The following is a 26723-nucleotide window of genomic DNA, read 5'->3' as shown; positions in this document are numbered from 1 at the left end:
ATTCCTTGACTCCCCTCCCCCCGGCGCTCAAAACGTCGCCAACCCAGGGGACGCGTCAAGGGAGGCACCATGTCCAACGATCTGTTTTCACTCAAAGGCCGTATCGCTCTCGTGACAGGCGGCTCGCGCGGCATCGGCAAGATGATCGCGGCCGGATTCCTCGGTGCCGGAGCCGCGAAGGTCTACATCACCGCGCGCAAGGCCGGTCCCTGCGAAGCCACCGCGAAGGAGCTATCGGCGCAATATGACGGCGAGTGCATCGCGCTGCCGATCGACATCTCGACGGTCGAAGGCTGCAACAAGCTCGCCGGCGAAATCATCAAGCTGGAGCCCAAGCTCGACATCCTCGTCAACAATGCCGGCGCGGCCTGGGGCGCGGAGTTCGACGAATTCCCCGAAAGCGGCTGGGACAAGGTGATGGACCTCAACGTCAAATCGCTGTTCTTCCTGACCAAGGCGCTGGCCAAGCCGCTGCGCGCGGCCGCCTCGCACGAGCGGCCCGCCAAGGTCATCAACATCGCCTCGGTCGACGGCATCTTCGTCAATCCGAGCGAGACCTATTCCTATGCCGCGAGCAAGGCCGCGGTGATCCATCTGACGCGGCGCATGGCGACCAAACTGATCAAGGACAACATCAACGTCACCGCGATCGCGCCGGGCGCGTTCAAATCCGACATGAACCGCGCCGCGCGCGACCATTCGGACGAGGTGGCGAAACGGATTCCGTCGCGGCGCATCGGCACCGACGAGGACATGGCGGGCGTCGCGATCTATCTCGCATCGCGCGCGGGGGATTACGTAGTGGGCAACACCATCGCAGTCGATGGCGGCGTGGTGTACGCGAATGCCGGGCTGGAGATCGCGGGGTAGGCGCCGGGGTAGCGCAGCCGCCTCAAACTCCGGTGTAGTCCCGGCGCAGGCCGGGACCCATACCGCGGAATCCATCGATTGCGATCGGTAGAAATACCGAACGGCAAATCTTCGCCAAACTACTTCCTGTGATTATAGGTCCCGGCCTTCGCCGGGACGACAGCGGAGTGGGAGCAGCGTCGCGCCCTTACGACTCGATCTTCACGTATTCGAAATCGCCCGGCTTGTTGTCGATGCCGACCTTCGGCGGCGAGATCCAGGAGGCGAACTGGCCGACCTCGGTGACGGGCTGCATCAGGGAGGTGATGAAGTCGCCGTCGCTGGCCGAGGGCAGCCAATCGTCCCTGCGCTTTGCCCAGGTGGCGTCGTCGATCAGAATGCCGTCGGGAGTCGCATGCACGTCCTTGAACTCGCCGATGTGCCGGTGGAAGGCGACGTTGGGCAGGGCCAGCTTGAAATCGTAGCCGGCGCTCGAGATCACCTTGTTCCAGCGCAGCATGCCCTTGACGCAATCCTGGCTGTAATCGTCGCGCAGGCGCATGTTGAGCGCGGTCAGCGCCGGCTCGTCGACCAGCTTGATCTCACCATTGATCAGCTTGAGCACCGGATAGGTCGAATTCTTGAGCTGGTGATCGTCCTCGATCTGGGTCTCGTGATAGCGGCCCTTGATGCCGGCGTTGAAGGCGTTGGCCGCGTTGGTCGAGACCTCCGAGCCGAACAGGTCGAGCGACAGCGTGTAGTGCAGGTTCAGCTTCTTCTGGATGGTCGGCAGATCGATGACGCCGAGCGCGCGCACTTTCGCGATGTCGGTCGGATCGGTGATGCCCGCCGCCTTCATCGCATCGCAGGTGCGCTGCACGACGCGGGTGATGCCGGTCTCGCCGACGAACATGTGGTGCGCTTCTTCGGTCAGCATGAAGCGGCAGGTGCGTGACAGCGGATCGAAGCCGGATTGCGCAAGGCTGTGCAGCTGCATCTTGCCATCGCGGTCGGTGAAGTAGGTGAACATGAAGAAGGACAGCCAGTCCGGCGTCGCCTCGTTGAAGGCGCCCAGCATGCGCGGCGCATCCGCATCGCCGGAGCGGCGGCGGAGCAGATCGTCGGCTTCCTCGCGGCCGTCGCGGCCGAAATATTTCTGCAGCAGATAGACCATCGCCCAGAGATGGCGACCTTCCTCGACATTGACCTGGAACAAATTGCGCATGTCGTAGAGCGAGGGCGCGGTCTTGCCCAGATGGCGCTGCTGCTCGACGGATGCAGGCTCGGTGTCGCCCTGGATCACGATCAGGCGGCGCAGCATGGCGCGATGCTCGCCCGGGACCTCCTGCCAGGCCGGCTCACCATAGTGCTCGCCGAACGGCACGGCGCGATTTTCTTCCTGCGGCGCAAGCAGAATGCCCCAGCGATATTCGGGCATGCGGACATAGTCGAACTTGGCCCAGCCGCGCGGATCGACGGAATAGGCGGTGCGCAAGTACACCAGCGATTCCTGGAAGCCTTCCGGGCCCATGTCGCTCCACCAGTCCATGTAGCCGGGATGCCAGCCTTCCAGCGCCTTGAGCACCTGGCGGTCTTCGGCGAGATTGACGTTGTTCGGAATCTTGGTCGAGTAGTCGACGTTCATGATGTTCATGTTCATGGCCGCTTCTCCCTAAACTCGGGTCATATCGAATTTCGGCTTCTGGCCGCTGCCGTAGCGGCGCAACGCGCCTTCCTCGCCGACCGCGTTCGGGCGCTGGAAGATCCAGTTCTGCCAGGCGGTCAGGCGCGCGAAGATCTTTGATTCCATCGTCTCGGGACCGACGAAGCGCAGGCTCGCTTCCATGCCAGTGAGACTGTCGGGCGAGAAGCTGGCGCGCTCCTCGAGAAACACGCGAACCTCATCGTCCCAGTCGATGTCGTCGAGGGCGAAGGTGACGAGGCCGAGTTCTTCCGCCTGCTCGGCATCGAGCGCAGTGCCGAGCGTTGCTTCTGCGCGCTCGACATCGGCAGGATCGGCCTGGAAGCGCGACTCCAGCCGCGTCAGACCATGGCTCATCGGATAGGGGCCGAAATTCATCGCGGAGAGTTCGATCGACGGCGGCGGGCGATTATCGCCCTGGCGCGTCCCGATCAGCATGTAGGAGCGGTCGGCGGCGAAGACGAGCTCGGCCAGCGTGCCGGCAAAGCAGGAGCCGGGCTCGACCAGCGTCACTAGCGTGCGCGAGGTGACGTCGATGCGCTTCAAGACGCGCTTCCAATAATGCCTGATCTCGTTGACCAGCCAATGCGACTTGTTGGCTTCGAGGAAGGCGTCGGATGCAAGCACATGAGCGCGCTCGCCATGGCTCTTGAACACGAGCATCGCGATTTCGAGCTCGTTGATGCGCAAATGCAGGATGGCATCGTCGAGCTCGCGCGCCACTTGCAGCGGCCAGAACGACGCGCCCTGCGCCATCATGCCGTCGATGTCGGCAGGCGGCGCGGTCTCCGGCGCCTTGATCGAGATCGTGGCGATGCGGGCGGCGCGATCGATGTCGACGCTGACGAAGCCGTAGCGGAGGCTGGTTTCGTCGATCACGCGCTTGAGCGGGGTCAGTGCGACACCCTTGCCGCTGCCGGCGCGCTTCGATTTGCCGGCGAACTCCCTGGCGCGCTCGGCGATCCTGGCCTCGAGCTTGGAGTTCGGCGCGATCTCGTCGACCAGGCGCCACTGCACGGCGCGCTTGCCCTTCACGCCTTCCTCGATGGTGCAGAAAAAGTCAGCGTGGTCGCGGCGCACCTTGCGCTTGTCGACGACGCGGGTGAGGCCGCCGGTGCCCGGCAGTACCGCGAGCAGCGGCACTTCCGGCAGCGCGACAGCGGACGCGCCGTCATCGGCGAGGATGATGTGGTCGGTGGCGAGCGCCAGCTCATAGCCGCCGCCGGCGGCGGACCCGTTCACGACCGTGATGAAGCGCTGGCCGGAATGCTGGGACGAATCCTCCATGCCGTTGCGGGTCTCATTGGTGAACTTGCAGAAATTGACCTTGTGGGCGTGGGTCGAGCCGGCGAGCATGCGGATGTTGGCACCGGCGCAGAACACGCGGTTCTTGGCCGAGCGCATCACCACCACCTTTACTTCGGGATGCTCGAAGCGCAGCCGCTGGATCGCGTCGGCGAGCTCGATGTCGACGCCGAGATCGTAGGAATTGAGCTTGAGCAGATAGCCCTCGAACAGGCCGCCATTCTCGTCGACGTCCATGGTCAGCGTCGCGACGTCATCATCGACCGCCAGCTTCCAATGCTTGTAGCGGGACGGTTCGGTCTGGAAATCGATGAATGTCGCGCCGCCTGCGAGGCGCCGATCTTCCCCGGCCATGGGCCACCCTTGAGCTCGTCTTGGTTTTAACGTTAGATGCACAATAGTGCATCTACTCCTGCACGTCTAGCCCATATCTGGGCTTTGTATGCACTTTGCTTCATCCGGATAACCACTCGCACAGGCGCCGAGGGATTATGCCGCCTGAAGCCCGCGATCATCCCGCAGGGCGGCTTTTGCAAATTGCGCGATCGCCTCCAGCGTCACATCAGGCGCTTCACGATGCGGGGAATGCCCGGCGCCGGGAATGATTTTCAGATCGACCGGGCAGTAACACTCCTCCTGCGCGATCTCGACCTGGCGCAGCGTCCCGTACTGGTCATCCGCGCCTTGCACCACGATGACCGGCACGCGGATATAGGCGAGATATTCCGAGATGTCCCAATCGCGGAATTTCGGATCGAGCCAGGCGCCGTTCCAGCCATAGAAGGCGTTATCGACATCCTTGTGCCAGCGCGCGAGCTTTGCCCTGAGGTCGGTGGTCTCATAGGTCGTCTTGATCGCGGCGATTGATTTGACAGAAATGTCCTCGACGATGAAGTGGGGCGCGATCAGCGCGATGCCTTGCAGGCGATGATCCTGATGTGAACCGGCATAAATCGCCGCGATCGAGCCGCCGTCTGAATGGCCGAGCAGCAGGCCGCGCTTGAAGGGAATCAAGTCCAGGACCTTCGGCAGCATTTCGAGCGCTTCGCGCTGCATGTAGTCGAGCGGACGCGGCAGGGTGACGGGGCTCGACTGACCGTAGCCCGCGCGCGAATAGGCGAAGATGCCGGCGCCGGTCGCCTGCTGCAGCTTCTCCGGGAAGTCACCCCACAGGCCGACGGAGCCGAGGCCTTCATGCAGCATGACGATGGTGGGGGCGTCGGCCGATTGCGGCGCCAGCCAGATATATTCGAGGCTGGCGGCGCCGATGTTGAGGAGGCCGGTGGGGGCGAGGTTGGTCATGATTGCGCTCTTCTCTCTCCATCGTCATGCCCGGGCTTGACCCGGGCATCCACGTCTTTCCTCGATTGCTGTGGCACGTGGATGGCCGGGACAAGCCCGGCCATGACGAGCCGTTGCTAGTTCGCCCCTTCCCGCAGCTTGAACCGCTGGATCTTTCCGGTCGCGGTCTTGGGCAGCGAATCCACCACGTCGATCCAGCGCGGATATTTCCACGGGCCGATCTTCTGCTTGACGTGCTCCTTGAGCATCTCCTGCAAGTCCGTCGGCTTCGCACCCGGGCGCAGCACGACAAAGGCCTTCGGCTTCAACAGGCCTTCCGGATCGGCCTCGGGTACGACGGCGGCCTCCAGCACCGCGGGATGCGTGATCAGCGCGCTCTCGACCTCGAAGGGCGAGACCCAGATGCCCGAGACCTTGAACATGTCATCGGCACGGCCGCAGAACGTGTAGCGCCCCTCGGTGTCGCGGACATATTTGTCGCCGGTGCGGGTCCACGGGCCCTCAAACGTGCGGCGGCTCTTGTGGCGCTGATTCCAATAACCCTCGCCAGCCGAGGGCGCATCAACCAGGAGCTCGCCGACCTCCCCGACAGCAACCTCCTGCCCGGCCTCGTTGACGAGCCGCACCGCATAGCCCGGCACCGGTTTGCCGGAGGAGCCGTATTTGATGTCGCCGGGCGCGTTCGACAGGAAGATGTGCAACAGCTCGGTCGAACCGACGCCGTCGAGAATGTCAACGCCGAACCGCGCCTTCCAGCTGTTGCCGACGGACTCGGGAAGCGCCTCGCCGGCCGAGGTGCAGATGCGCAAGGCCTTGCCGGCGCGCTCGCTCTTCATCGCCTCGTCGTTGAGCATCGCCGCGAACAGCGTTGGCACGCCATAGAAGATCGACGGATTGTAGCGGTTCATCAGGTCGAACATGCGCGCCGGCGTCGGCCGCTCGCTGTTGAGGATCACGCTGGCGCCGACCGACATCGGGAAGGTCAGCGCATTGCCGAGACCGTAGGCGAAGAACAGTTTTGCCGCGGAGAGGCAGACGTCGCTCTCGCGGATCCCGAGTACCTGCCTGGCGTAGGTGTCGGCGGTCGCCTGCAAATTCGAATGGATGTGGCGCACGCCCTTGGGCATGCCGGTCGAGCCGGACGAATAGAGCCAGAACGCGGGCTCGTCCGGATGCGTCGCGGCGGTCGTGAACTGGTCGCTCTCGCCTGTGATCTCTTCCGCGAGTTGCTTGTGGCCGTTCTGCTTGGTGCCGGAAACCACGACATGCTCGAGATCAGGCATGCGGCCGACGACGTCCCTAATGACGGGATAAAGCGCTTCGGACACGAACAGCACGCGCGCGCGGCAGTCGGCGAGGATGTAGGCGTATTGATCCGCGGTCAGCAGCGTGTTGAGCGGCACCGGCACGATGCCGGCGCGGATCGCGCCCAGGAATACGATCGGGAAATCGACCGTATCGAGCATGATCATCGCCACGCGCTCCTCGCGGCGGACGCCGAGCCGGCGCAGCATGTTCGCCGCACGGCGGCTCTCGCGCTGGAGCTCGCCATAGGTGAGCCGCGAGACGGTGTCGTCGAAGGCGAGCTTGTTGCCTCTCCCTTGCTCGACGTTACGGTCGAGCAGCCAGGTCACCGCGTTGTAGGATCCCTCGCTCACGGTCGTTTCCCCCGAATTTAGAATTATAATTCATAGAAAGACACTGCGACAGCTTGCTGTCAATGCTATCTGGCACTATGTTTCATTAAAACGCGCCGCAGGACACCTGTAAAGAAGGCTCATGACCGACAGTCCCGACGCCGAATCCCGCTTTCTCGAACAGCTCGGCCAGCGCGTGCGCACCATGCGCGCGCTGCGCGGCATGTCGCGCAAGGTGCTCGCCAAGGTATCGGGGATTTCGGAGCGCTACATCGCGCAGCTCGAGAGCGGCAAGGGCAATGTCTCCATCGTGCTGCTGCGCCGCGTCTCCGACGCGATGGGCGCGCATCTCGAAGATCTGTTGCCTTCACCTGATCCGACGCCGGACTGGCAGATGTTTCGCGACCTCTTGCGCAAGGCGACGCCGGCGCAGATCGCGCAGGCCAAGGATGTGCTGGCCGGGGGCAGCGCCACCGCGCCGCGACGTGCGCCGTTCTGCGGCATCGCGCTGATCGGCCTGCGCGGCGCCGGCAAATCGACGCTCGGCCGGATGCTGGCGAAGAAGATCGGCTGGAGCTTTGTCGAGCTCAACAAGGAGGTCGAACAGCAGAACGGCCTCTCGGTCGCCGAGATCATCGCGCTCTACGGCCAGGAAGGTTTTAGGCGCATGGAGCAGGCGGCGCTGCAACAGCTGCTGGCACGCAACGAGCTGATGGTGCTGGCGACCGGCGGCGGCATCGTCTCCGAGCCTTTGACCTTCGACCAGATCCTGACCTCGTTCTACACGATCTGGCTGAAGGCCGAGCCTGAAGAGCACATGGCCCGCGTTCGCCGCCAGGGCGACCTGCGTCCGATGGCGGATGATCGCTCCGCGATGGCGGAGCTGCGCAACATCCTGCTCAGCCGCGAGCCGCTCTATTCGCGCGCGACGGCGGTGGTGGATACCGCCGGCCTTTCCATCGACGCTGCGGCCGCGCGGCTGATCGACGCGGTACGGCCGGTGCTGCAGAACGAAGCGCGCAGCTTTGGGCTGCGGAGCGTGGCGCTGTAGAAATGGCCTCCGGCGACGTCACCATCACGATGTTCGAGCGGATCGGCGGCCGTGCCACGATCGACGCCCTCGTCGACCGTTTCTACGACCGCATGGACACGTTGCCGGAGGCGAAGATCATTCGCGCCATGCATGCGGACGATCTCGGCCTGATCCGCGACGTGCTCAAGCGTTATCTCACCGAATGGACCGGCGGCCCGAAGCTCTACACTCCCGAGAAGGGCCATCCGCGGCTGCGCCAGCGGCATATCGGCTTTGCCATCGGAGACGCCGAACGCGATGCGTGGCTAAAGTGCATGCGCGGCGCGATGGAGGAGACGGTCACTGATGGCGCCGCGCGGCAGGACCTCGACAAGGCGATATCCGGCCTCGCCGACTGGATGCGCAACCGCTAGCACCACTCACAACAATTGCGATCGCACCGCCTCCGCGCCCTCGCGCAGCAGCGGCAGGAAGCGGTCGATCAGTTCCTGCGCCGGCACGCGGTCGACATGGGCGCCCATGTTGATGGCAGCGACGATCACATCGTCGTACCGGCGCACCGGCACCGAAATCGAACGGAAATGCGGCTCGGCTTCGCGGTCAACCAGCGAATAGCCCTGGGCGCGGTCGGCGGTGATGCGCGCGAGCAGCGCCCTGGGATCGGTCACCGTCTGCGGCGTCAGCGTTTCGCGCTTCATCGCCTCGAGGCGCACGAGCAGATCGCCATCGCCCAGCTGGCCCAGCATGGCGCGGCCGACCGACGTGCAGAATGCCGGCAGCCGGTAGCCGATCTCCAACCCGCCGGAGAACATCCGCGCCGGGCTGCTGCGGGCGACGAACACCACGTCGTCGCCGTCGAGCACCGCGAGCGAGGCGATTTCGTTGGCCGCGGTCGCGGTGCGATCGAGCACGGGCTGCAGCACCGCGACGAGCTGGTTGGAGCGCAGGTACGAGGCCGCCAGCGTCAGCACATGCGGCGTCAGCGAGAACAGCTTTCCGTCGCCACTGACGTAGCCGCCGCGCTGGAGCGTGAACAGCATGCGCCGCGCGGTGGCACGCGGCAGCTCGGCGGCGCGGGCCAGATCGCTGAGCGTCATCGGGCCTGCATTGATGCCGAAGCATTGCAGCAGCCTCAGGCCGCGATCGAGCGCTTCGACAAAATCCGTCGCGCGCTCGTCGGGCTCGTTCCGCTTCAGCTTGGGCATGGCTCGGGAAGGTCCTTGCAAAATAGTGCTTGCCGCTGCTTCAAGGCATGTCATAATTCGCCCATTCGTTCAATAGGCGAACAAAACCGCTCTCCAGAAAAGGACGCGACCGCCATGATGAGCCAGGAGCAGAACGATCTGATCACCCGCACCGGGCCTAAGGACCCCTGCGGCAAGCTGATGCGGAGCTACTGGCAGCCGGCGGCCCTGGTCGATGAACTGGAAGGTGCACGGCCGATTCGTCCCGTCAAACTGCTCGGCGAGAATCTGGTGCTGTTTCGCGATGAGAAAGGACGCTATGGCCTGATCGACCGTCATTGCGCGCATCGCGGCGCAGACCTTGCCTTCGGACGGCTCGAGCACGGCGGCCTGCGCTGCGCCTTCCATGGCTGGCTGTTCGACGCATCAGGCCAGTGCATCGAGACGCCAGCCGAGCCGAAGGATTCAAAGCTCTGCCAGAACATCCGCCAGCGCTCCTATCCGGTGGTGGAGAAGAGCGGCATCCTCTGGGCTTATCTCGGTGAAGGCGAGCCGCCGGCCTTTCCGGAGATCGATTGCTTCGTCGCGCCCGGGACGCACACCTTCGCGTTCAAGGGCCACATGGCCTGCAATTGGCTGCAGGCGCTCGAAGTCGGCATCGATCCCGCGCACGCCTCCTATCTGCATCGCTTCTTCGAGGACGAAGACACCTCGACCGCTTACGGCAAGCAATTCCGCGGCGCTTCCGCCGGAAGCGACCTGCCGATGACGAAGATTTTGCGCGAATACGACCGCCCGATCATCAATGTCGAGCACACCGAATACGGCCTGCGGCTGATCGCGCTGCGCGAGATCGATGCGGAGCGCACTCATGTACGCGTTACCAACCAGCTGTTCCCGCACGGCTTCGTCATTCCCATGAGCACGGAGATGACGATCACGCAGTGGCACGTGCCCGTCGATGACGAGAACTGCTACTGGTACGCGATCTTCACCAGCTACACGACGCCCGTCGACAAGAAGAGGATGCGCGACCAGCGGCTCGAACTCTACGAATTGCCGGATTACATCTCGCGCAAGAACAAAGCCAACGATTACGGCTTCGATCCGCACGAGCAGCAGACCGCGACCTATACCGGCATGGGCAACGACATCAACGTCCACGACCAGTGGGCGGTGGAATCGATGGGCGCGATCCAGGACCGCACCAAGGAGCATCTCGGCTCGAGCGACAAGGCAATCGTGCAATATCGCCGGCTGCTGCGGCAGGAGATCGAGAAGGTCCAGGGCGGCGAGAAGCCGATGCTGTTTCTGGACGAGGCCAACGCGCGCAGCATCCAGGGCCCGGCAACCATGGACGGGATCGGGCCGACGCGCGGCTGGGAGACCTATTGGATGGAAGTCGACGTCAAGCGCCGCCGCGGCGCGCCGTGGACCGCGCCGGTGCCGAAGGAGATCGCCGATAACGTGCATCGGCTGACGGCGGCGGAGTGATGGCCTTGGTACCGGTCTCTCCACCGTCATTGCGAGCGCAGCGAAGCAAGCCAGGAATGCATCCGCGGAAAGATTCTGGATTGCTTCGTCGCAAGAGCTCCTCGCAATGACGGAGAATGTGGCAGGTGTCTTGCACATGTCGGACAGCGGTGATTGAGGAGTAGATGAGGTGACTTTCGTCGCGCGTCATGCGCTGTGGTCGGATGAGCAGGCGGACGCGGCAGCGCGGATGCGCCGCATCGTCGAGGACAAGAACCTCGAGGTCATCCGCCTCGCCTTCCCCGATCAGCACGGCATCCTGCGCGGCAAGACCATCATCGCCTCGGAAGCGATCGCAGCGCTGGAAAGCGGCTGCTCCATCACCACCACCATGCTCGCCAAGGACACCTCGCACCGCACGGTATTTCCGGTGTTCACGTCGGGCGGCGGCTTCGGCATGAAAGAGATGGAAGGCGCGGCCGACGTGCTGATGGTCGCTGATCCCACCACGTTTCGCGTGCTGCCCTGGGCGCCGACGACGGGCTGGGTGCTGTGCGATCTCTATTTTGGCGACGGCCGCCCGGTGCCGTTCGCGACGCGCGGGCTCTATCGCAAGGTGCTTGATGAGCTTGCTGGCCGCGGCCACGATTTCGTCGCGGGGCTCGAGGTCGAATTCCACATTTTCAAGCTGGACGATCCGCATATGCGCCCCGAGGACGCCGGCCAGCCCGGCACGCCGCCCTCGGTGAGCCTGCTCAGCCATGGCTATCAATATCTCACCGAGCAGCGCTTCGATCAGATGGAGCCGGTGCTGGAGATCCTGCGCCGCGACATCGTCGCGCTCGGGCTGCCCCTGCGCTCGGTCGAGGTCGAGTTCGGACCGAGCCAGTGCGAATTCACCTTCGCGCCCAGGAAGGGCCTGGAGCCGGCCGACAACATGGTGCTGTTCCGCTCGGCCGTGAAGCAGATTGCGCGCCGGCACGGCTATCACGCCACCTTCATGTGCCGGCCGAAACTGCCGAATGTGTTCGCCAGCGGCTGGCACCTGCATCAATCGATCGTCTCGCGCGCGAGCGGCGACAATCTGTTCATGGCCAGGGAGACCGGCCAGCCGCTCAGCGAGTTCGGGCGCGCCTATCTTGCCGGGCTGCTGGACCACGCCCGCGCAGCGACAATGTTCACCACCCCGACCATCAACGGCTACAAGCGCTACCGCTCCTATTCGCTGGCGCCGGACCGCGCGATCTGGGGCCGCGACAACAGAGGCGTGATGATCCGCGTGCTCGGCGGCGCAGGCGATGCCGCGACGCGCCTCGAAAACCGCGTCGGTGAACCCGCAGCCAATCCCTACCTCTATATGGCCGCGCAGATCCTCTCGGGCCTCGATGGCGTCGACCGCAAGCTCGATCCCGGCCCCTCCGCCGACACGCCCTACGAGACCAAGGCGCCGCTGCTGCCGAAATCGCTGCGCGACGCGGTCTCGGCGCTGAAGGACGACCCGTTCTTCCGCGACAAGTTCGGCGCCGAGTTCGTCGACTATTACACCCATATCAAGAACGCCGAGATCGACCGCTTCCTGTCGGAGGTGACCGATTGGGAGCACCGCGAATATTTCGAGATTTTCTGATCACGGGGCCGAAGGCGCCTTGGGCTTCTGCCTGAGGTACAGATAGGTCGGCACGAGACCAAGCGCGACGATCGCGACCATCACCCACCATCCGCGCTGGAACGCCACGAGGCGCTCCGGCAGCGTCGACGGCGAGCCGATGATGGCGACGAAGATCGCGACGCCGACCGCAAGCGCGGCCTGACGGATCATGTTGATCACGCCGGAGCCGGTCGCGAATGACGAAGGTGGCAGGCTGGCGGCGCTGACGCCCATCAAGGTCGGGAACGTCAATCCGACGCCGATGCCGGTCGGGATCATGCCGAGGATCACAAAGGCCGGATGCGGCTCGGGCCCGATCAGGGTTGCCCAGGCGACCAGACCGGCCGCGAACACCACGATTCCTGCGGTGACGACCGGCGCGGCGCCGAACCGCGCGATCAGGCGCCCGGCGAACAGCAGCGAGGTGATCGGCACCATCAGCGGTCCCGGCGCGATCGCGAGGCCCGTCTGCAACGCCGACCAGCCCCAGGCCGTCTGCTCCCACAGCGCGACGGAAAGCAGCATGGCGCCGAAGGCGGCCGAATAGGGCGCCATCACCAGAGCGGCGCCGGTGAATGGACTATTGCGAAACAGCGCCAGATCGATGAAGGGATTTTCGAGGCGGAAGCAGCGCCAGACGAACACCGCCAGCAGGATCGCGGCGGCCGCAAAGCTGTAGCCGATCGCCGGCGCGCGCAGGCCCCAATCGCTGACCTTGACGATGGCGAAGACGAGCGCGCCGATGCCGGCCGTCACCAGCAAAGCGTCGAGGAATCTCGGGCGGGGTGCGTCATGGCCCTCGATCTCCGGAAGCTTCCACCAGCCGATCACCAGGGCAATGAGGCCGATCGGCACGTTGACGAAGAAGATCCAGCGCCAGTTGACGGCGACCAGCACACCGCCGACGACCGGTCCGAGCGCTGCGGCGAGGCCGCCGATCGCCGTCCAGGTCCGCACCGCGCCGCCGCGCTTCTCCGGCGCGAACACCGCCAGCAACAGACCGAGCGAGGTCGGCGTCATCAGCGCGGCGCCAGCGGCCTGTACGAGACGGAACGCGGTGAGAATCGCGACATTGTTGGCGGCAGCGCACGCCGCGGAGGCGACGGTGAAGAGGCCGACGCCCAGCAGGAAGCTGAGATTGCGGCGGTGGCGCTCGGCCAGCCGGCCGAAGAACACCAGCAGCGCTGCATAGGCGATGGCGTAGCCGTTCAGCACCCACGACATGTCGTCGAGCGAAGCGCCCTTGAATTCCTGCCCGATGCTGGGCAGCGCGACATTGACGATGAAGAGGTCGAGATTGGCAAGGCAGATGCCGACGCAGACGATTGCCAGAACCATGTTCGGCGATGTCGCCTTGCGGGGCTTTGGCGGCTGCGCGAGGTCGTCAAGCGGCATCGCGCGCACAAAGGCGCCGCGGTCGAGACTGTTCATGGACTATGCCTTTTCCGTCGGAGTTCTGGTGCGGTCGACCGTCAGCGAGGGATCGCCGGCGATGCCGGCGAGAACGTTTCGCAGCTCGGCGGCAGCACGCTTGCCGAACCCATTTTCGAATGTCTCCTGCGCCGCGAGCCAGAGCGGCCGCGCATCGGCAAGGCGCGTGCGCCCCGCCCGTGTCAGCTTGACCAGGCGGCTCCGACGATCGACCTCATCGCGCTCTAGCGTGACCAGACCGTCGCGCTGGAGCGGGCGCAGGTTCTGGCCGATGGTGGACTGGTCGATCACCAGCGCCTCGGCGAGGTCGCCAATCGACGGCGGAGCGTCGCCGCGGCGATGGATTTCGGTGAGAAGGGCGTATTGCGTGGAACGGAGGCCCGAGGGCTCCAGGGCAGCGTCGTAGAACAGCGTCATGTGCCGCGATGCCTTGCGCAAGGCCGCGCAGTTACAACGGTTTCGTTCGACAACAGGCAGCTCTTGCTCAGCCATCACGCCCCATTATCGGGATATCCCGATATTCTGATAGAAGGGATATCCCGATAATTTGGAAGCGTCAACGGGCGTATTTCACTCACGTCTCACACCCCCGTGAGGCGGTTTCGCCGCGCCCCGTCCGACGACATCGAGACGCGGCCGGATGAAGCCATTTTCCGCACTCCTCGAAAAACCCCGGAAAGATGCGGGGGCTAGCGTACGTGTCCATGATCAACAATGGAGTTCGATCATGTTGGGTCAATTGTTCAGTCTGATCTATCGCCTGTCCTGCCGGACCACCCTGATCGAAATCGGCACACACCGTCTCGCCCGCTGACGGCCCGCAAGTCAGGTCAGACGGATTGACCGAATGAAGGGGATTTTCATGCGCAAGCTGATCCTGATCGCGACATTGTCGCTGTTGGCGAGCCAGGCTTATGCCGGCGGTTCGCGGAGCCTGAGCCTTGCCGCGACCAATGCGAGCCAGGCGGCCGAGCAGCCGGCGACGACGGCTCCGCCGCAGGCCACGCAGGCTCCGACCGAGGCGCCGCCCGCAAATGTGCAGACGGCGACGACCACGCCGGCTCCAACGCTTCCGGCCACGCCAACGCAAACCGCTACCGCGCCGGTCGCGACGCTCGCTCGGCCGATTGCCGAGACGTCCAAGCCGAAGCATCACGAGCCGTCTACCGAAGCACGCGTAATCCGCGAGTTGCATCGGCACGGGATTTATTGGTGAGAGCCGTCGCTCTTTCCTCATTGCGCGCGTAGCGAAACAATCCAGACTGCCACCGCGGAGAGATTCTGGATTGCTTCGTTACGCTCGCAATGACGTGGAGAGCGAGGGCTAAATCCCCAAATATTTGTGTTGCAGATCCGGCTCGGCCATCAGCTGGTCCGACGTGCCGCTCCACACCGTCTTGCCGCGCTCGATGATGAAATGGCGATCGCAGATCCGGGCGAGGTGGTCGACGTTCTTGTCGACGACCAAAATCGATTGGCCGCGGCTCTTCAGCAACGACAGGCAGTTCCAGATCTCTTCGCGGATCAGCGGCGCGAGGCCTTCGGTGGCTTCATCGAGGATCAAGAGCTTCGGATTGGTCATCAAGGCGCGGCCGATGGCAAGCATCTGCTGTTCGCCGCCGGAAAGCTGGTTGCCCATATTGGCGGCGCGCTCGGCGAGCCGCGGGAACAGAACGTAGATCGCAGCGAGCGTCCAGGGATTGGCGCTGCCGAAGCGATCGGCGGCGGCGGCGACGAGATTTTCGCGCACGGTGAGGTTCGGGAAGATCTGGCGCCCCTCGGGCACGAGCCCGATGCCGAGCTTGGCGATCCGGTACGACGGCAATTGCCGCACGTCCGTGCCCGCAAAGCGGATCGCGCCCGATCGTGCCGGCGTCAGCCCCATGATCGAGCGGATGGTCGTGGTCTTGCCCATGCCGTTGCGGCCCATCAGCGAGACCATCTCGCCCGGCTTGATCGACAGCGACAGGCCGAACAGCACCTGGCTGAGGCCGTAGCAGGTCTCGATGCCGTCGACGTCGAGCAGGGTGTCAGCCATCGTTGCTTCAGCCATGGTGTGTCACCACATGCTGGTCGCCGAGATAGGCGCGCTTGACGTCCTCGTTGGCGCGGATCGCGTCGGGATCGCCGGAGGCGATGACGCGGCCATAGACCAGCACCGAAATGCGGTCGGCCAGCGCGAACACCGCCGGCATGTCGTGCTCGACCAGCACGATCGAGACCTCCTTGCGCAGCTCCTGCAGGAGTTTTACCATGCCCTGGGATTCGGTGACGCCGAGACCGGCCATCGGCTCGTCGAGCAGCAGTATCTTCGGTTTGCTGGCGAGTGCGACCGCGAGCTCGACCTGGCGCCGCTCGCCATGGCTCAGCTTCGACACCAGCACATCGGCGCGATGGGCAAGACCGACGCGATCGAGCGCGGCATGCGCGGCATCGCGGAGGCCCTTCTCCTTGCGCGCATTGGCGAAGAAGCGGAACGAGGTGCCAGCATGCGCCTGCGCCGCCAGTGCGACATTGTCGGCGGCGGTGAAGTCGAGCAGCAGCGAGGTGATCTGGAACGAGCGGGCGAGGCCCAGCGCGCAGCGGCGATAGGCCGGCAGGTAAGTGATATCGCGGCCACCCAGCGAGACGCTTCCCGCGTGCGGCGCGAGATGTCCGGTCAGCTGGCTGATCAGCGTGGTCTTGCCGGCGCCGTTCGGGCCGATGATGGCGTGCAGCTCTCCCGCCGCGACGTCGAGCGAGACATTGTCGGTCGCGGTGATGCCGCCGAAGCGACGCACCAGCTTTTCGACGCGGAGCAGAGGTTCAGCCACGACCGACCCTCCCGAGCAGGCCCATGATGCCGCCACGGCCAAACAGCACGATCAACAGCAGCAGCGGGCCCATGATCAACGCCCAATATTCGGTGATCTGCGACAGGACCTCTTCCAGCAGCAGATAGACCACCGCGCCCATGACCGGGCCGAACAGCGTGCCCATCCCACCCAGGATCACCATCACCATGAGGTCACCGGAGCGGGTCCAGTACATCACGGCGGGGCTGACGAAATCGGTGTTGTTGGCGAGCAGCGCGCCGGCGAGGCCGCACATCGTCCCTGAGATGACGAAGCAGACCAGCTGGTAGCGCTTGGCCGGAAAGCCGATCGCCTGCATGCGCTGCTCGTTGGAGCGCAGGCCCTGCACGACGAGACCGAAGCGCGAATTGACGATACGCCAGATCAGGAAGATCACGCCGAACAGGCAGGCCAGGCAGAGATAATAGAACTGCGTACGGTTGCCCAGGTTGATCAGGCCGGAGAAATCGCTGCGCTTGTAGACGGTGAGTCCGTCATCGCCGCCATAGCGCGCCAGACCCGAGGCGACGTAATAGGCCATCTGCGCGAAAGCGAGCGTGATCATGATGAAATAGACGCCGCGGGTACGCAACGACAGCGCGCCGATCACGAGCGCGTAAGTAGCGGAAGCCGCGAGCGCGACCGGAAACTGAATCCAGCCGGAGCCGACGCCTTCCTGCGCGAGCATGCCCACGGCATAGCCGCCGATGCCGAGATAGGCGGCGTGGCCAAAGCTCATCATGCCGCCAAAGCCCATGATGAGGTTGAGGCTGGCCGCTGCCAGCGCCAGGATCACGATGCGGGTGAACAGCGTCAGGATGAAGATATTGCCGGACAGATACGAATAGAGCGGCAGCAGCGCGAGGCCCGCCAGCATCAGGGCCGTGACGATCTTGCTCACGCTCAAACCCTTCATCGACGCAGGCTCTTCATCGGCGATGGGCCGGAAACAGCCCCTCCGGCCGCACCACCAGCACGATCGCCATCAACAGGTAGATCAGCATGGAGGACAGTGCGGGCGCGGCGGTGGAGGCAGCGGCGCCGCTCAAGACCTGCCGCAGCAGATTGGGCAGGAAGGCGCGGCCGAGCGTGTCGATCATGCCGACGAAGATCGCGGCCAGGAAGGCGCCCCGGATCGAGCCGATGCCGCCGATCACGATGATGACGAAAGCGAGGATCAGGATGTTCTCACCCATGCCGATTTGCACGGTGAGGATCGGCGCCTGCATCAGGCCGGCAAGACCGGCGAGCGCCGCGCCAAGGCCGAACACCAGCGTGTAGAGCAGCTTGATGTTGATGCCGAGCGCGCCGATCATCTCGCGGTTGGAGGCGCCGGCGCGGATCAACATGCCGATGCGGGTGCGCATCACGCCGAGATAGAGCAGGAGGGCCACCAATAGCGCCACGATGATGATCGCAAGGCGATAGGCGGGATAGTGAATGCCGGGCAGGATCGGCACCGGCACGGTGAGCCAGGCCGGCAGCGGCAATGCGAGACCGGCCGGCCCCCAGATCAGCCGCACCGCTTCGTTGAAGAACAGGATCAGGCCGAAGGTCGCGAGCACATGATCGAGATGGTCGCGGCCGTAGAGATGCCGCAGCGCGCTCATCTCCAGCACGATGCCGAGCACGAGCGTCGCCCCTAACGCCAGCAGCGCGCCGAGCAGGAAGCTGCCGGTCCACGCCGCGAAGGTCGCGGCGAAATAGGCCCCCATCATGTAGAGCGAGCCGTGCGCGAGGTTGACGAGATCCATGATCCCGAACACCAGCGTCAGGCCGGCGGCAAGCAGAAACAGCAGCAGGCCGAACTGCAATCCGTTCAGGAACTGTTCGACGACGAGCAGCATCAGAACTCTCTCAGGCGCACGCGGACACGCGCCGATGTTCGAACACAGTCGCCATCAGTCAAAGAGCTCCCCCTGCCTCTCCTCGAGGCGGAAAAATGGGTAATGGCAGTATCGTTCCGAGGCAAGAGTGATTCCGCGCAGGACATGCACTTTGTTGCATGCCGATGCATGCGATCGAACTGGCCTTGCGAAGCCAGCCTTGGAGTGCCGCGTTGCAAGAACGCTGCCGCGCAGGGTGGGGCAGCCTGTCGCACCCAGACGATGACCCTCCCCCCGTTGTCGGGGAGAGGATGCGTGCGAACGGGAATGAACGATCGATCCGTCTAGTGCGACGTGACCTGGCGCAGGAGATTGTCCGGCTCGTTGAGCTCACTGTTGGCCGTCGAGGCCTCCAGCGCCGCCATTCGGAACAAATAAGCCAGCGTCGCCAGTCCGGTGTCTTCGGCCATCTGCGCCAGCTCGAGCGCCATGTCGGACATGTAGCCGAGATTCTCGTCCTTGGTTTGCGCCATGATCTGGCTGTCTCGCATCAGGTTCGACATCTCAGGCGCTCTTTCGTTGCGCGGCGGTGCGGCCGCAGAGGTTGGCACGGGCGATGCAATCGAGACGCGGTCCGTCTTGATGGACGACGCTCTTCATCCCGATACGGTCGCGGACGACGTTGAGCGATTCCTGGCGGACCTCGATGGTCGCGGCCATGGTCCAGGAGTTCTCGATCAACGCCGGCAATCCCAGTGGGGTGACGACGAAGCCGATGTCGTGGAAACGGGGCAGCCACCATGTTTCCATCACCAGAGAGAGCCGCTCGATGCCCTGATCGAGGCAGAACTCCTGCGCCGCCGCCATCAGTTGTAGGTTGAACGCGCCATCGCGGCGCTCGCGCGTGACGAAGAAGCGTGACCATTCCCAGATCTGTGGGTCAGCAGGACACCCCCGCACCGCAGCAAGATGGGGAAACACCTCGCTGATCATGGTCGGCTTGGTGGTCGGATACAGGCGGGAGCCACCCAGCACGCGGCGATTCTCGAGAGCCAGCAGATAGATCGCATCCTCATTATCGTAGGCGTCGATCTCGCGGCTGTCGGGCTTGCGCAGTCCCTCCCATTTCCGCTCTTCGACGAAAATCTCGTGACGGATGCGGAAATGCTGCTCGAGAACGTCTTCATAGAGGTGCCGATTGACGGCAGAAATGACATGAATCATGAGGTCCCCCTTAGTTTGAAATAGGGGCAGCCTCAGCGAAAACGGACAGATCGACTATTGGGAAATTTCCCAGTAGGCCACAGCCTTCAGGGATTGATGATTCTCTGGCGGATTGCGATCGCAACCGCATGCGTCCGGTTGACGGCACCGAGCTTGCGCGCCGCGGTTGCAAGATGCTCTTCCGCCGTGCGTTGGGTGATGTTCAGGATTTCGCCGATCTCCCAGGCCGACTTGCCCTGCGACGCCCAGGCGATCGCCTCGCGTTCGCGCGGGGTCAGGCGCGCCGACGGATGCGGCGACGGCGCAAGCAGACGGCGGATGTGATCGAAGCCATACATCGCGATCAGATGCAGCGCCGGCTTGCTGCGGACGTTGAGATCGAGATGGACGCCTCCGAGCGAGACGCCGGCCTCATAGCCGGTCAGCCCGTGGATCGGCACGACGAAGCCGCGCGACATGCGGAAATCGGCAGCGCGCCGCATCACCTCGACCGCACCCGGCTCAAGCTCGGCATCATAGGGCGCTTCCGACCATTCGAACGGATTGACCGTCTGGCGGCACTTGCGGATCACGGGATCAACGCGATCGTAGCTCTTCGCGGTGTAGAGGCTGAACCATTCGGCCGGCCATTTCTTGGCCAGCACCATCTGGGAAAAGCGCTGATCGGGATTCGGCAAGCCGGTGACGATGATGTGCTCGAAGCCGTAGCGGCCGAAGGTGAGTGCGAGCGCGTCCATCGTGTCCGGGACCCTGTCATAGGTTCCCAGCCCTTCGATGAAGTCCAGTGCTTCGCGGCCATAATCCACGGCGGACATCGGTGCGTTTCCTGCCCTCGCCGCCTCCGTATAGCACGTCTTGGGGCGCTGCCTCAATTCATCGGGTCCGTAATTTCCCGGTGTGCCGCCGGCACCGAGATTTAATCTACTTGTGGAAGAATTGACGTCCGGTTACACCTAAGACGTCTAAAGCGGGAAAACCACGATGGAAGACGAGAACATCGCCCTCAACAGCGTGCTCGGCCTGGAATTGAACCGCGTGTTTTTCGCCGTCCGCGATACGGCAAACAAGCAGAAGATCATCGAGTTCGCGCGGGACGTGCTGCAAAGCGAACGCCCCAAGCTCGTCGAGAGCGCTTCGCCGGAGAGCCCGGCGAGCTAGAACGCACATGCAGCAGACGGCGCCGATGCGACAAATCGCACGACGATGCGCTTCCATTTGAATCCGCTGATTTGCGCCCAATCAATCCGGCCGTTGCTTTTCCTTCTCCCCTTGTGGGAGAAGATGGCGCGAAGCGCCGGATGAGGGGTTGCTTCCGCAAACGCCTGGTTGAGTTCGTGGAGAGAGACCCCTCACCCGTCCCGTCCCTCGTGCGGCGAGCACCCCCGTCTCCCAAGGGGAAAGGGTAAGACAGCGGCACCAAGATCGTCTCTCGGGATATCCTGCTCATGATGACGTTGCGCCAGGTTGAAGTGATCCGTGCCGTGATGGTGACGGGCACCATTGGCGGTGCCGCAAAACTGCTTAACGTCTCGGCGCCGGGGATCAGCCGCCTCGTCAAATACACCGAGCGCTCGCTCGGCATCCGCTTCTTCCAGCGCCAGAATGGCCGGTACTTCCCGACACCGGAAGCCGAGAACATCTTCGAGCAGATCAACGGCGTCTACAAGAAGGTCGACGACCTCTCGGAGATCATCTCCAAGATCGGTCGCGGCGGCTTGTCGGAGCTGCGCGTCGGCTCGGTGCCGAGCATCTCGCAGGTGATGGTGCCGCGCGCGATCGAGCGCGTCCGCCGCCGTTACCCTGATCTCGGCATCGACATCAACATCCTCAAGCTCGAGGAAGCCATCGACTATCTCATGCTCGGCCGCGGCGAGTGCGTCGCGATGAGCTACCGGCTGGAGCATTCCGGGCTCGACTTCATGCCGCTCGCCTCGGGCGAGCTCTATTGCATCGTGCCGCCCGGCCACGAGCTGGCCGGCCGCAAGCAGGTCTCGGCCGCCGAGATCACCCGCTATCCACTGATCGGCATCGATCCCAACGATCCCTACGGCCGGATCATGGCCGAGATGTTCGCGCGCCATAAGCTCGACTACAACATCACCATCCGCGCGCGGTTCGGCACCACGGTCTGCGCGCTGGTCAAGGCTGGCCTCGGCATCGCCATCATCGACCAGTTCACGGTCGCCCACGGCGGCTATCCCGGCATCGAGCTGCTCAAGATTGCCGAGCCGACCCGGTTCGACACCTACATCGCGGTCAAGCGCGGCGCGCCGCTGTCGCTGCATGTGGAGTATTTCATCGAGTCCCTGCGCGCCGAGATGCGCGCGGTCGAGCCGTCCCGCAGCAACGGCAAGGCCGCGCCCGGGCGCGCGCGGAAGAAATAACATTATGTTAGGTTTGCTGGATAAAAGGGTAATTGTGTTAGGCGAGGGAAAGGCTATCGTCCCCGCTTGGACTTGCGTGAATTTCGCGGCTAATGGCCGGAAATCGGGGTACTCACCAGGCGATCGTCGATCATGTCAAATCGCGGACCTGCCGCATCCAAGAAAGTCCTGACCGGCCTGATCGGCGCGCCGATTGCCCATTCGGCCTCCCCTGCCATGCATGAGCGCGCCGCCGAGGCGCTCGGCCTGCGCGGCCATTACCAGCTCATCGAGGTCGCCGGCGCGGATGCGACCGGGCTCAGCATGATGCTGGAGGGCGTGCGGCGGCTCGGCTTTGCCGGCGTCAACGTCACGTTCCCCTACAAGGAGGCGGTGGTCCCGCTGCTCGACGAGCTCGCACCGGCTGCCGCGAGCATGGCCGCAGTCAACACCGTCGTCGTCAAGGACGGCCGGCTGATCGGCCATAACACCGACACGACAGGCTTTGCGCGTGCCGTCAAGCCGCTGCTGGCTCCTGCCGGAAACGCGGTGGCCGTCATCGGCACCGGCGGCGTCGGCAAGGCCATCGCCTTTGCGCTGGCAAGCCTGAAAGTGGCTGACCTGCGCATCTTCGATAGCGAGCCGGCGCGGGCGGAAAAACTCGCCGTGCTGCTGGCCACGCATGGCGGCGCGCGGGTCGCTAGATGCGTCGAGGACGCACTCGACGGTGCGACCGGCCTCGTCAACGGCACGCCCGTCGGCATGCTGCCGAACCGGGACACCCCGGTCGCGGCTTCGCTGCTGCGCGAAACCCTGTGGGTTGCGGACGCCGTCTATTCGCCGCTGATCACACCCTTGCTGGCCGCGGCGCGCGCCAAGGGCGCGCGGATCATGACCGGGCGCGAGCTTGCGATCTACCAGGCCGCCGACGCCTTCGAATTGTTCACAGGCCTTGCCCCGTCGACCGAAGTCATGGGAGAGGCTTTTGACGCCGTGATGGCCGCGCGCAGCGCCGCCTATCAGGCGGCTTGAGGCGAAGCGGCCGGACACAAGGTCGCTTGCAAAGATGAAACGGGAGGAGAGGATGATGAAATCGACGCTATTGGTGGGCGCGCTGCTCACCGCAATGACGACCACGGGCGCCTTCGCACAGGCGATCAAGCTCGCCGACGTCGCCGAGCTCTCGGGCGGCGGCGCCACCGTCGGCACCAACTGGAAGAACGGCATCGACCTCGCGATCGAGGAGATCAACGCCAAGGGCGGCATTCTCGGCCGCAAGCTCGAGGTCACCCATGCCGACTCGCAATCGAACCCGGGCGTGGCGCGCGCGCAGGTGCAGAAGGCACTCGACGCCGAGCCCTATGTGCTGCTCGGCCCTGGCTATTCCGGCTCGGTGAAGGTCACGGCCCCGCTCGCCGCCGAAGCCGGCATCGCCCAGATCATGGGCGGCGAAGCCGCCGAGTTGACGCAAGCCGGCAACAAGTTCCTGTTCCGCACCTCGTTCGGCCAGCAATCCTCGATGCCGAAGGTCGCAAAGTACATCCACGACGACATGAAGGCGAAGTCGGTCGCGGTGGTCTGGGTCAACAACGACTTCGGCCGCGGTGGCCGCGACGTCGTCATCAGGGAGCTTGAGCGCCTTGGTTCGAAGGTGGTCGCCGATCTCTCCACGGAAGCTGGTCAGGCCGATTTCGCCGCCGACGTCGGCAAGATCAAGGCTGCCAATCCCGACGCCGTGTTCGTCTACCTGAATGAAGAAGAAAGCGCGCGCATCCTCAAGGAGCTGAAGCGCCAGGGCGTCACCGCGCCGCTGATGGGCGAGACCACGTTGATCGGCCAGAAGGTGATCGAGCTCGCTGGCGATTCAGCCAATGGCGCGCGCGGCCATGTCGGCCTCACCACCGATGCGCCCGTCGACCTCATCAAGGGTTTTCGCGACCGGTTCTCGAAGAAGTACAACTACGTTCCCGATCATAACGGGTTGAAGGGCTATCTCGCCGTCTACATGGTGAAGGCCACCACCGAGAAGATGGGCAAGGTCGATTCCAAGGCGTTCGCCGACTCGCTGCACGGCCTGACGATCAGGGCAGCCGACGAGCCCGGCATCCTGATGGACGTCAGCTTCGATGCGAACGGCGACATCGATCGCCAGAGCTTTCTGGTCGAGGTGGTCGAAGGCAAGCAGGTGGTGAAGCAGGTGCTGCCGAAGGTGAAGTGAGTACTGCGGTCTTTCAGCTCTCCCCGCGCCTGTCTCGCCGAAGCTTTAGCGAAGGCGGATGCGGGGAGAGGAAAGAGGGGAAGATGTCCAACCTATTCGACCTTCTGGTCGCGGGCCTTGCCACCGGCGCGATCTATGCGCTGGTCGCGGTCGGCTTCACGCTGCTGTGGCAGACCTCGCAGACCATCAATTTCGCGCAAGGCGAGTTCGTGATGCTGCCGGCGTTTTTGATGCTGGCCGCGATGCATGTCGGCGCGCCATTCTGGCTCGCGATCATCCTCGGCATCCTGCTCTCGATGATCCTGCTGGGCCTCGCCTTCAAGCTGCTGCTGGTCGACCCGATGATGCGCCACGGCGTGCTGCCGCTGGCGATCGCGACCATGGCACTCGCCATCGGCATCAAGGAAGCCGTCAAGCAGTTCTTCAGCGCTGAGGCTTCGCCCTTCCCATCGATCGTGCCGACCGGCGATGTTTCCGTGCTCGGTCACGCCGTGTCGCTGCAAAGCATCGGCGTGTTGGTCGTCGCGATCCTGGCCGTCTTCGGCCTGACCACGCTGCTCAACCGCACCTCGCTCGGTCACCAGATGCAGGCGGCGGCCCAGAACCCGACAGTCGCGCGCATCATCGGCGTGCCGGTCGAGCGCATGATTTTGCTGACGTTCCTGATCAACGCCTTCCTGGTGGCACTGGCCTCGCTGCTGATCACGCCAATCTATCTGGCAAAATTCTCGAGCGGCGAAGTGCTGGGCCAGGCCGCTTTCATCGCGGCGATCGTCGGTGGCTTCAACCAGGTGCGCGGCGCCATTGCCGGTGGCCTCTTGATCGGCGTGCTGGACAATCTCGCGGCAGCCTATGTCTCGACGCAATATCGCGCCGCCGTGCCGATGATCTTCCTCATCGTGGTCATCCTGTTCCGACCGCAAGGATTGCTCGGCCGTGCCGAGGAGCGCACGGTATGAACGGCTTCGCCAGACCGTTGAAGATCGCGCTCGGCCTCATCGTCGTCGCCGGCCTGATCATCGTGCCCATGAACTTCAACCGCTATGGCCTGTTCATCCTGAGCCAGTGGGCGGTGATGACCATCGCCGCGATGGGTCTCAATCTCACGCTCGGCTATGCCGGCCAGGTCTCGCTGGCGCAAGGAGCGTTCGTCGGCATCGGTGCTTATGCCGGCGCAATCATGACCACGCATGGCTGGCCGCTGCCGGTCGCGGTCCTGGTCGCGATCGTGCTCAGCTTCGGCGTCGGCTGGGTGCTCGGCTATCCCGCGCTGCGCGTGCAGCACCACTACCTTGCCTTCGTGACGCTCGCCTTCTCGACGCTGGCCTTCCTGGTGTTCCGCAACGAGAGCTGGCTCACCGGCGGCATCTACGGCATCTCCAACATCCCGCGGCCTCACATCTTCGGCATCGCGACCAACAAGCCGCTGCCGTTCTACTATGTCTGCCTCGGCTCGCTCGCGATCGTTTCGCTCGCCGTCTGGTGGCTGATCCGCTCCCCCTGGGGCCGCGCCTTCGTGGCTTTGCGCGAGAATCCCTTGCGCGCGCAATCGCTCGGCATCGACACCCGCCGCTACACGCTGATGGCGTTTGCGATCGGCTCGGCGCTTGGCGGCGTCGCCGGCGCGCTCTATGCGCCGCTGACGCAGTATATCGACCCTGTGCCGTTCAACCTGTCGCTCTCGCTCGACCTGCTGATGATGGTGATCGTCGGCGGCGCTGGCTTCTATTTCGGTCCGTTCCTGGGCGCAATGATCGCGGTGCTGCTGCCGGAATGGCTGCGCTTCACCGAAGGCTATTATCTGATGCTCTACGCGATCGCGGTGATGGGATTGCTGATTTGGTCGCCGACAGGCATCCTGGGGATTCTCGACCGCCATATGGCCGCACGGCGCACCAAGGCAGCCTCGGCGTTGCGCGCCGTCGCCAAATCCCGCCTGGAGACGGCGCAATGAGTGCGGTGCTCGAAGTTACCAATATCAAGAAGAGCTTCGGCGGCATCAATGCGGTCGACGGCGTCTCCTTCGATGTGTGCGAGGGCGAGATCCTCGGCCTGATTGGCCCGAACGGCTGCGGCAAGTCGACCTTGTTCAACTGCATCCTCGGCCAGCTCACGCCCTCAGGCGGCGAGGTGAAGCTCGACGGCAAGGTCGTCACCGGCTTGCGCCCATCGGAGCTCAACAAGCTCGGCGTCAGCCGCACCTTCCAACTCTTGCAGGTCTTTCCAAAGCTCTCGGTTCGCGAGAACCTGATCCTCGCGGGGCAGGAGCACCAGGGCAACATGGCCTCACGCCTGGTTGGCCGCTCCGACGCCGGACTGACCGATGCCGCCGACCAGATGATCGGCTTCTTCAAGCTCGATCATCTGGCCACGGAACCTGCCGGCGGCCTCTCCTACGGCCAGCAAAAGCTGCTCGACGCCGCCATGGCCTTCATGGGCGGCCCGCGCCTGGTGCTGCTCGACGAACCTGCCGGCGGCGTCAACCCGTCGATGCTGGCGGATCTGAAAGAGCGGCTGGTTGCGATCAACCGCGAGAAGAACGCCACTTTCGTGGTGATCGAGCACAACATGGAATTCGTGATGTCGCTATGCTCGCGCGTCATGGTGATGGCGGAAGGCAAGGTGCTGGCGATGGGACGGCCGGATGAAGTGAGGAAGAACCCGGCCGTGATCGAAGCCTATTTGGGACATTGA

General features: G+C 64.2%; 27 protein-coding genes. 13 read left to right on the top strand and 14 right to left on the bottom strand.

The genetic code is table 11. The annotated features are described in order from the left end of the window. The first annotated feature begins 69 nt into the window (after positions 1–69). Complete coding sequence (locus G8O24_RS24905; RefSeq protein ID WP_188103971.1) at positions 70–870, top strand: SDR family oxidoreductase; 801 nt, start codon at positions 70–72, stop codon at positions 868–870. 187 nt (positions 871–1057) lie between these two features. On the opposite strand, the gene boxB is transcribed toward G8O24_RS24905, so the two are convergent. The 4 genes from boxB to G8O24_RS24885 form a co-directional block, all read right to left on the bottom strand. Further along, complete coding sequence (gene boxB, locus G8O24_RS24900) at positions 1058–2509, bottom strand: benzoyl-CoA 2,3-epoxidase subunit BoxB (RefSeq protein WP_188103969.1); 1452 nt, start codon at positions 2507–2509, stop codon at positions 1058–1060. Positions 2510–2521: 12 nt separating this feature from the next. Beyond that, on the bottom strand, positions 2522–4210 hold the full coding sequence (boxC, locus tag G8O24_RS24895; protein WP_188103967.1) for a 2,3-epoxybenzoyl-CoA dihydrolase: 1689 nt from the start codon (positions 4208–4210) through the stop codon (positions 2522–2524). Positions 4211–4345: 135 nt separating this feature from the next. Further along, a complete protein-coding gene (locus G8O24_RS24890) occupies positions 4346–5158 on the bottom strand; it encodes an alpha/beta fold hydrolase (RefSeq protein ID WP_188103965.1) in 813 nt (270 codons plus the stop codon). Positions 5159–5274: 116 nt separating this feature from the next. Further along, positions 5275–6816 carry a benzoate-CoA ligase family protein gene (locus G8O24_RS24885; protein ID WP_188103963.1) on the bottom strand — a complete coding sequence of 514 codons (1542 nt, stop codon included), beginning with the start codon at positions 6814–6816 and terminating at the stop codon, positions 5275–5277. A gap of 121 nt (positions 6817–6937) precedes the next feature. On the opposite strand from G8O24_RS24885, the gene G8O24_RS24880 reads away from it, so the two are divergent. Continuing rightward, the gene (locus G8O24_RS24880; protein ID WP_188103961.1) at positions 6938–7846 is read left to right on the top strand and encodes a helix-turn-helix transcriptional regulator; all 909 of its coding nucleotides are present in this window, start codon (positions 6938–6940) and stop codon (positions 7844–7846) included. A 2-nt stretch (positions 7847–7848) separates the two neighbouring features. Beyond that, complete coding sequence (locus tag G8O24_RS24875) at positions 7849–8241, top strand: group II truncated hemoglobin (RefSeq protein WP_188103959.1); 393 nt, start codon at positions 7849–7851, stop codon at positions 8239–8241. Positions 8242–8247: 6 nt separating this feature from the next. Here the strand turns inward: G8O24_RS24875 and G8O24_RS24870 are convergent, their stop codons facing one another. Next, positions 8248–9033, bottom strand: coding sequence for an IclR family transcriptional regulator domain-containing protein (locus G8O24_RS24870; protein ID WP_188103957.1), 786 nt, complete (start codon positions 9031–9033; stop codon positions 8248–8250). 114 nt (positions 9034–9147) lie between these two features. Between G8O24_RS24870 and G8O24_RS24865 the strand changes: the two genes are divergently transcribed. Together G8O24_RS24865 and G8O24_RS24860 are read left to right on the top strand one after the other, a co-directional pair. Further along, positions 9148–10506 (top strand): aromatic ring-hydroxylating dioxygenase subunit alpha, encoded by a 1359-nt coding sequence (locus G8O24_RS24865; protein ID WP_188103955.1) that lies wholly within the window; start codon positions 9148–9150, stop codon positions 10504–10506. Between the two features lie 169 nt (positions 10507–10675). Next, on the top strand, positions 10676–12112 hold the full coding sequence (locus tag G8O24_RS24860; RefSeq protein WP_188103953.1) for a glutamine synthetase family protein: 1437 nt from the start codon (positions 10676–10678) through the stop codon (positions 12110–12112). On the opposite strand, the gene G8O24_RS24855 is transcribed toward G8O24_RS24860, so the two are convergent. Together G8O24_RS24855 and G8O24_RS24850 are read right to left on the bottom strand one after the other, a co-directional pair. After that, positions 12113–13564: an MFS transporter gene (locus G8O24_RS24855; RefSeq protein WP_202988774.1), complete on the bottom strand. Its 1452-nt coding sequence runs from the start codon at positions 13562–13564 to the stop codon at positions 12113–12115. Positions 13565–13567: 3 nt separating this feature from the next. Continuing rightward, the gene (locus G8O24_RS24850) at positions 13568–13981 is read right to left on the bottom strand and encodes a MarR family winged helix-turn-helix transcriptional regulator (RefSeq protein ID WP_244645986.1); all 414 of its coding nucleotides are present in this window, start codon (positions 13979–13981) and stop codon (positions 13568–13570) included. Positions 13982–14426: 445 nt separating this feature from the next. On the opposite strand from G8O24_RS24850, the gene G8O24_RS24845 reads away from it, so the two are divergent. Continuing rightward, positions 14427–14780: a hypothetical protein gene (locus G8O24_RS24845; RefSeq protein WP_188104049.1), complete on the top strand. Its 354-nt coding sequence runs from the start codon at positions 14427–14429 to the stop codon at positions 14778–14780. A 108-nt stretch (positions 14781–14888) separates the two neighbouring features. Here the strand turns inward: G8O24_RS24845 and G8O24_RS24840 are convergent, their stop codons facing one another. The 7 genes from G8O24_RS24840 to G8O24_RS24810 form a co-directional block, all read right to left on the bottom strand. Further along, positions 14889–15617 carry an ABC transporter ATP-binding protein gene (locus G8O24_RS24840; protein ID WP_244645985.1) on the bottom strand — a complete coding sequence of 243 codons (729 nt, stop codon included), beginning with the start codon at positions 15615–15617 and terminating at the stop codon, positions 14889–14891. Next, a complete protein-coding gene (locus tag G8O24_RS24835) occupies positions 15610–16377 on the bottom strand; it encodes an ABC transporter ATP-binding protein (RefSeq protein WP_188103949.1) in 768 nt (255 codons plus the stop codon). The genes G8O24_RS24840 and G8O24_RS24835 overlap by 8 nt, the downstream gene beginning before the upstream one ends. After that, the gene (locus G8O24_RS24830) at positions 16370–17314 is read right to left on the bottom strand and encodes a branched-chain amino acid ABC transporter permease (RefSeq protein WP_188103947.1); all 945 of its coding nucleotides are present in this window, start codon (positions 17312–17314) and stop codon (positions 16370–16372) included. Before G8O24_RS24830 ends, G8O24_RS24835 begins: the two co-directional genes overlap by 8 nt. A 13-nt stretch (positions 17315–17327) precedes the next feature. Further along, positions 17328–18245, bottom strand: a complete 918-nt coding sequence (locus tag G8O24_RS24825; RefSeq protein WP_188103945.1) for a branched-chain amino acid ABC transporter permease — start codon at positions 18243–18245, stop codon at positions 17328–17330. 323 nt (positions 18246–18568) lie between these two features. After that, a complete protein-coding gene (locus G8O24_RS24820; RefSeq protein WP_188103943.1) occupies positions 18569–18787 on the bottom strand; it encodes a hypothetical protein in 219 nt (72 codons plus the stop codon). Between the two features lies 1 nt (position 18788). Next, positions 18789–19448, bottom strand: a complete 660-nt coding sequence (locus G8O24_RS24815; RefSeq protein WP_188103941.1) for an acyl-homoserine-lactone synthase — start codon at positions 19446–19448, stop codon at positions 18789–18791. A gap of 86 nt (positions 19449–19534) precedes the next feature. Continuing rightward, a complete protein-coding gene (locus tag G8O24_RS24810; RefSeq protein ID WP_188103939.1) occupies positions 19535–20263 on the bottom strand; it encodes a LuxR family transcriptional regulator in 729 nt (242 codons plus the stop codon). A gap of 166 nt (positions 20264–20429) precedes the next feature. On the opposite strand from G8O24_RS24810, the gene G8O24_RS24805 reads away from it, so the two are divergent. The 7 genes from G8O24_RS24805 to G8O24_RS24775 all read left to right on the top strand — a co-directional run bounded on the left by G8O24_RS24805 (position 20430) and on the right by G8O24_RS24775 (position 26723). Next, entirely contained in the window at positions 20430–20606 is a 177-nt protein-coding gene (locus tag G8O24_RS24805; RefSeq protein WP_188103938.1) for a hypothetical protein, read from the top strand. A gap of 287 nt (positions 20607–20893) precedes the next feature. Next, complete coding sequence (locus G8O24_RS24800) at positions 20894–21832, top strand: LysR family transcriptional regulator (RefSeq protein ID WP_188103936.1); 939 nt, start codon at positions 20894–20896, stop codon at positions 21830–21832. Positions 21833–21964: 132 nt separating this feature from the next. Further along, positions 21965–22843, top strand: a complete 879-nt coding sequence (locus tag G8O24_RS24795; protein ID WP_188103934.1) for a shikimate dehydrogenase — start codon at positions 21965–21967, stop codon at positions 22841–22843. Between the two features lie 55 nt (positions 22844–22898). Continuing rightward, positions 22899–24029 (top strand): ABC transporter substrate-binding protein, encoded by a 1131-nt coding sequence (locus tag G8O24_RS24790; protein ID WP_188103932.1) that lies wholly within the window; start codon positions 22899–22901, stop codon positions 24027–24029. An 83-nt stretch (positions 24030–24112) separates the two neighbouring features. Then, positions 24113–24988, top strand: a complete 876-nt coding sequence (locus tag G8O24_RS24785) for a branched-chain amino acid ABC transporter permease (protein WP_188103930.1) — start codon at positions 24113–24115, stop codon at positions 24986–24988. Continuing rightward, positions 24985–25983 carry a branched-chain amino acid ABC transporter permease gene (locus G8O24_RS24780; RefSeq protein ID WP_188103928.1) on the top strand — a complete coding sequence of 333 codons (999 nt, stop codon included), beginning with the start codon at positions 24985–24987 and terminating at the stop codon, positions 25981–25983. Before G8O24_RS24785 ends, G8O24_RS24780 begins: the two co-directional genes overlap by 4 nt. Continuing rightward, on the top strand, positions 25980–26723 hold the full coding sequence (locus tag G8O24_RS24775) for an ABC transporter ATP-binding protein (RefSeq protein ID WP_188103926.1): 744 nt from the start codon (positions 25980–25982) through the stop codon (positions 26721–26723). Before G8O24_RS24780 ends, G8O24_RS24775 begins: the two co-directional genes overlap by 4 nt.

This window comes from Bradyrhizobium campsiandrae (assembly GCF_014529705.1).
Taxonomy (GTDB): Bacteria; Pseudomonadota; Alphaproteobacteria; order Rhizobiales; family Xanthobacteraceae; genus Bradyrhizobium; species Bradyrhizobium campsiandrae.
Note: the sequence above shows the minus strand (reverse complement) of the source record. Positions and strands in the feature narration are given on the sequence as shown.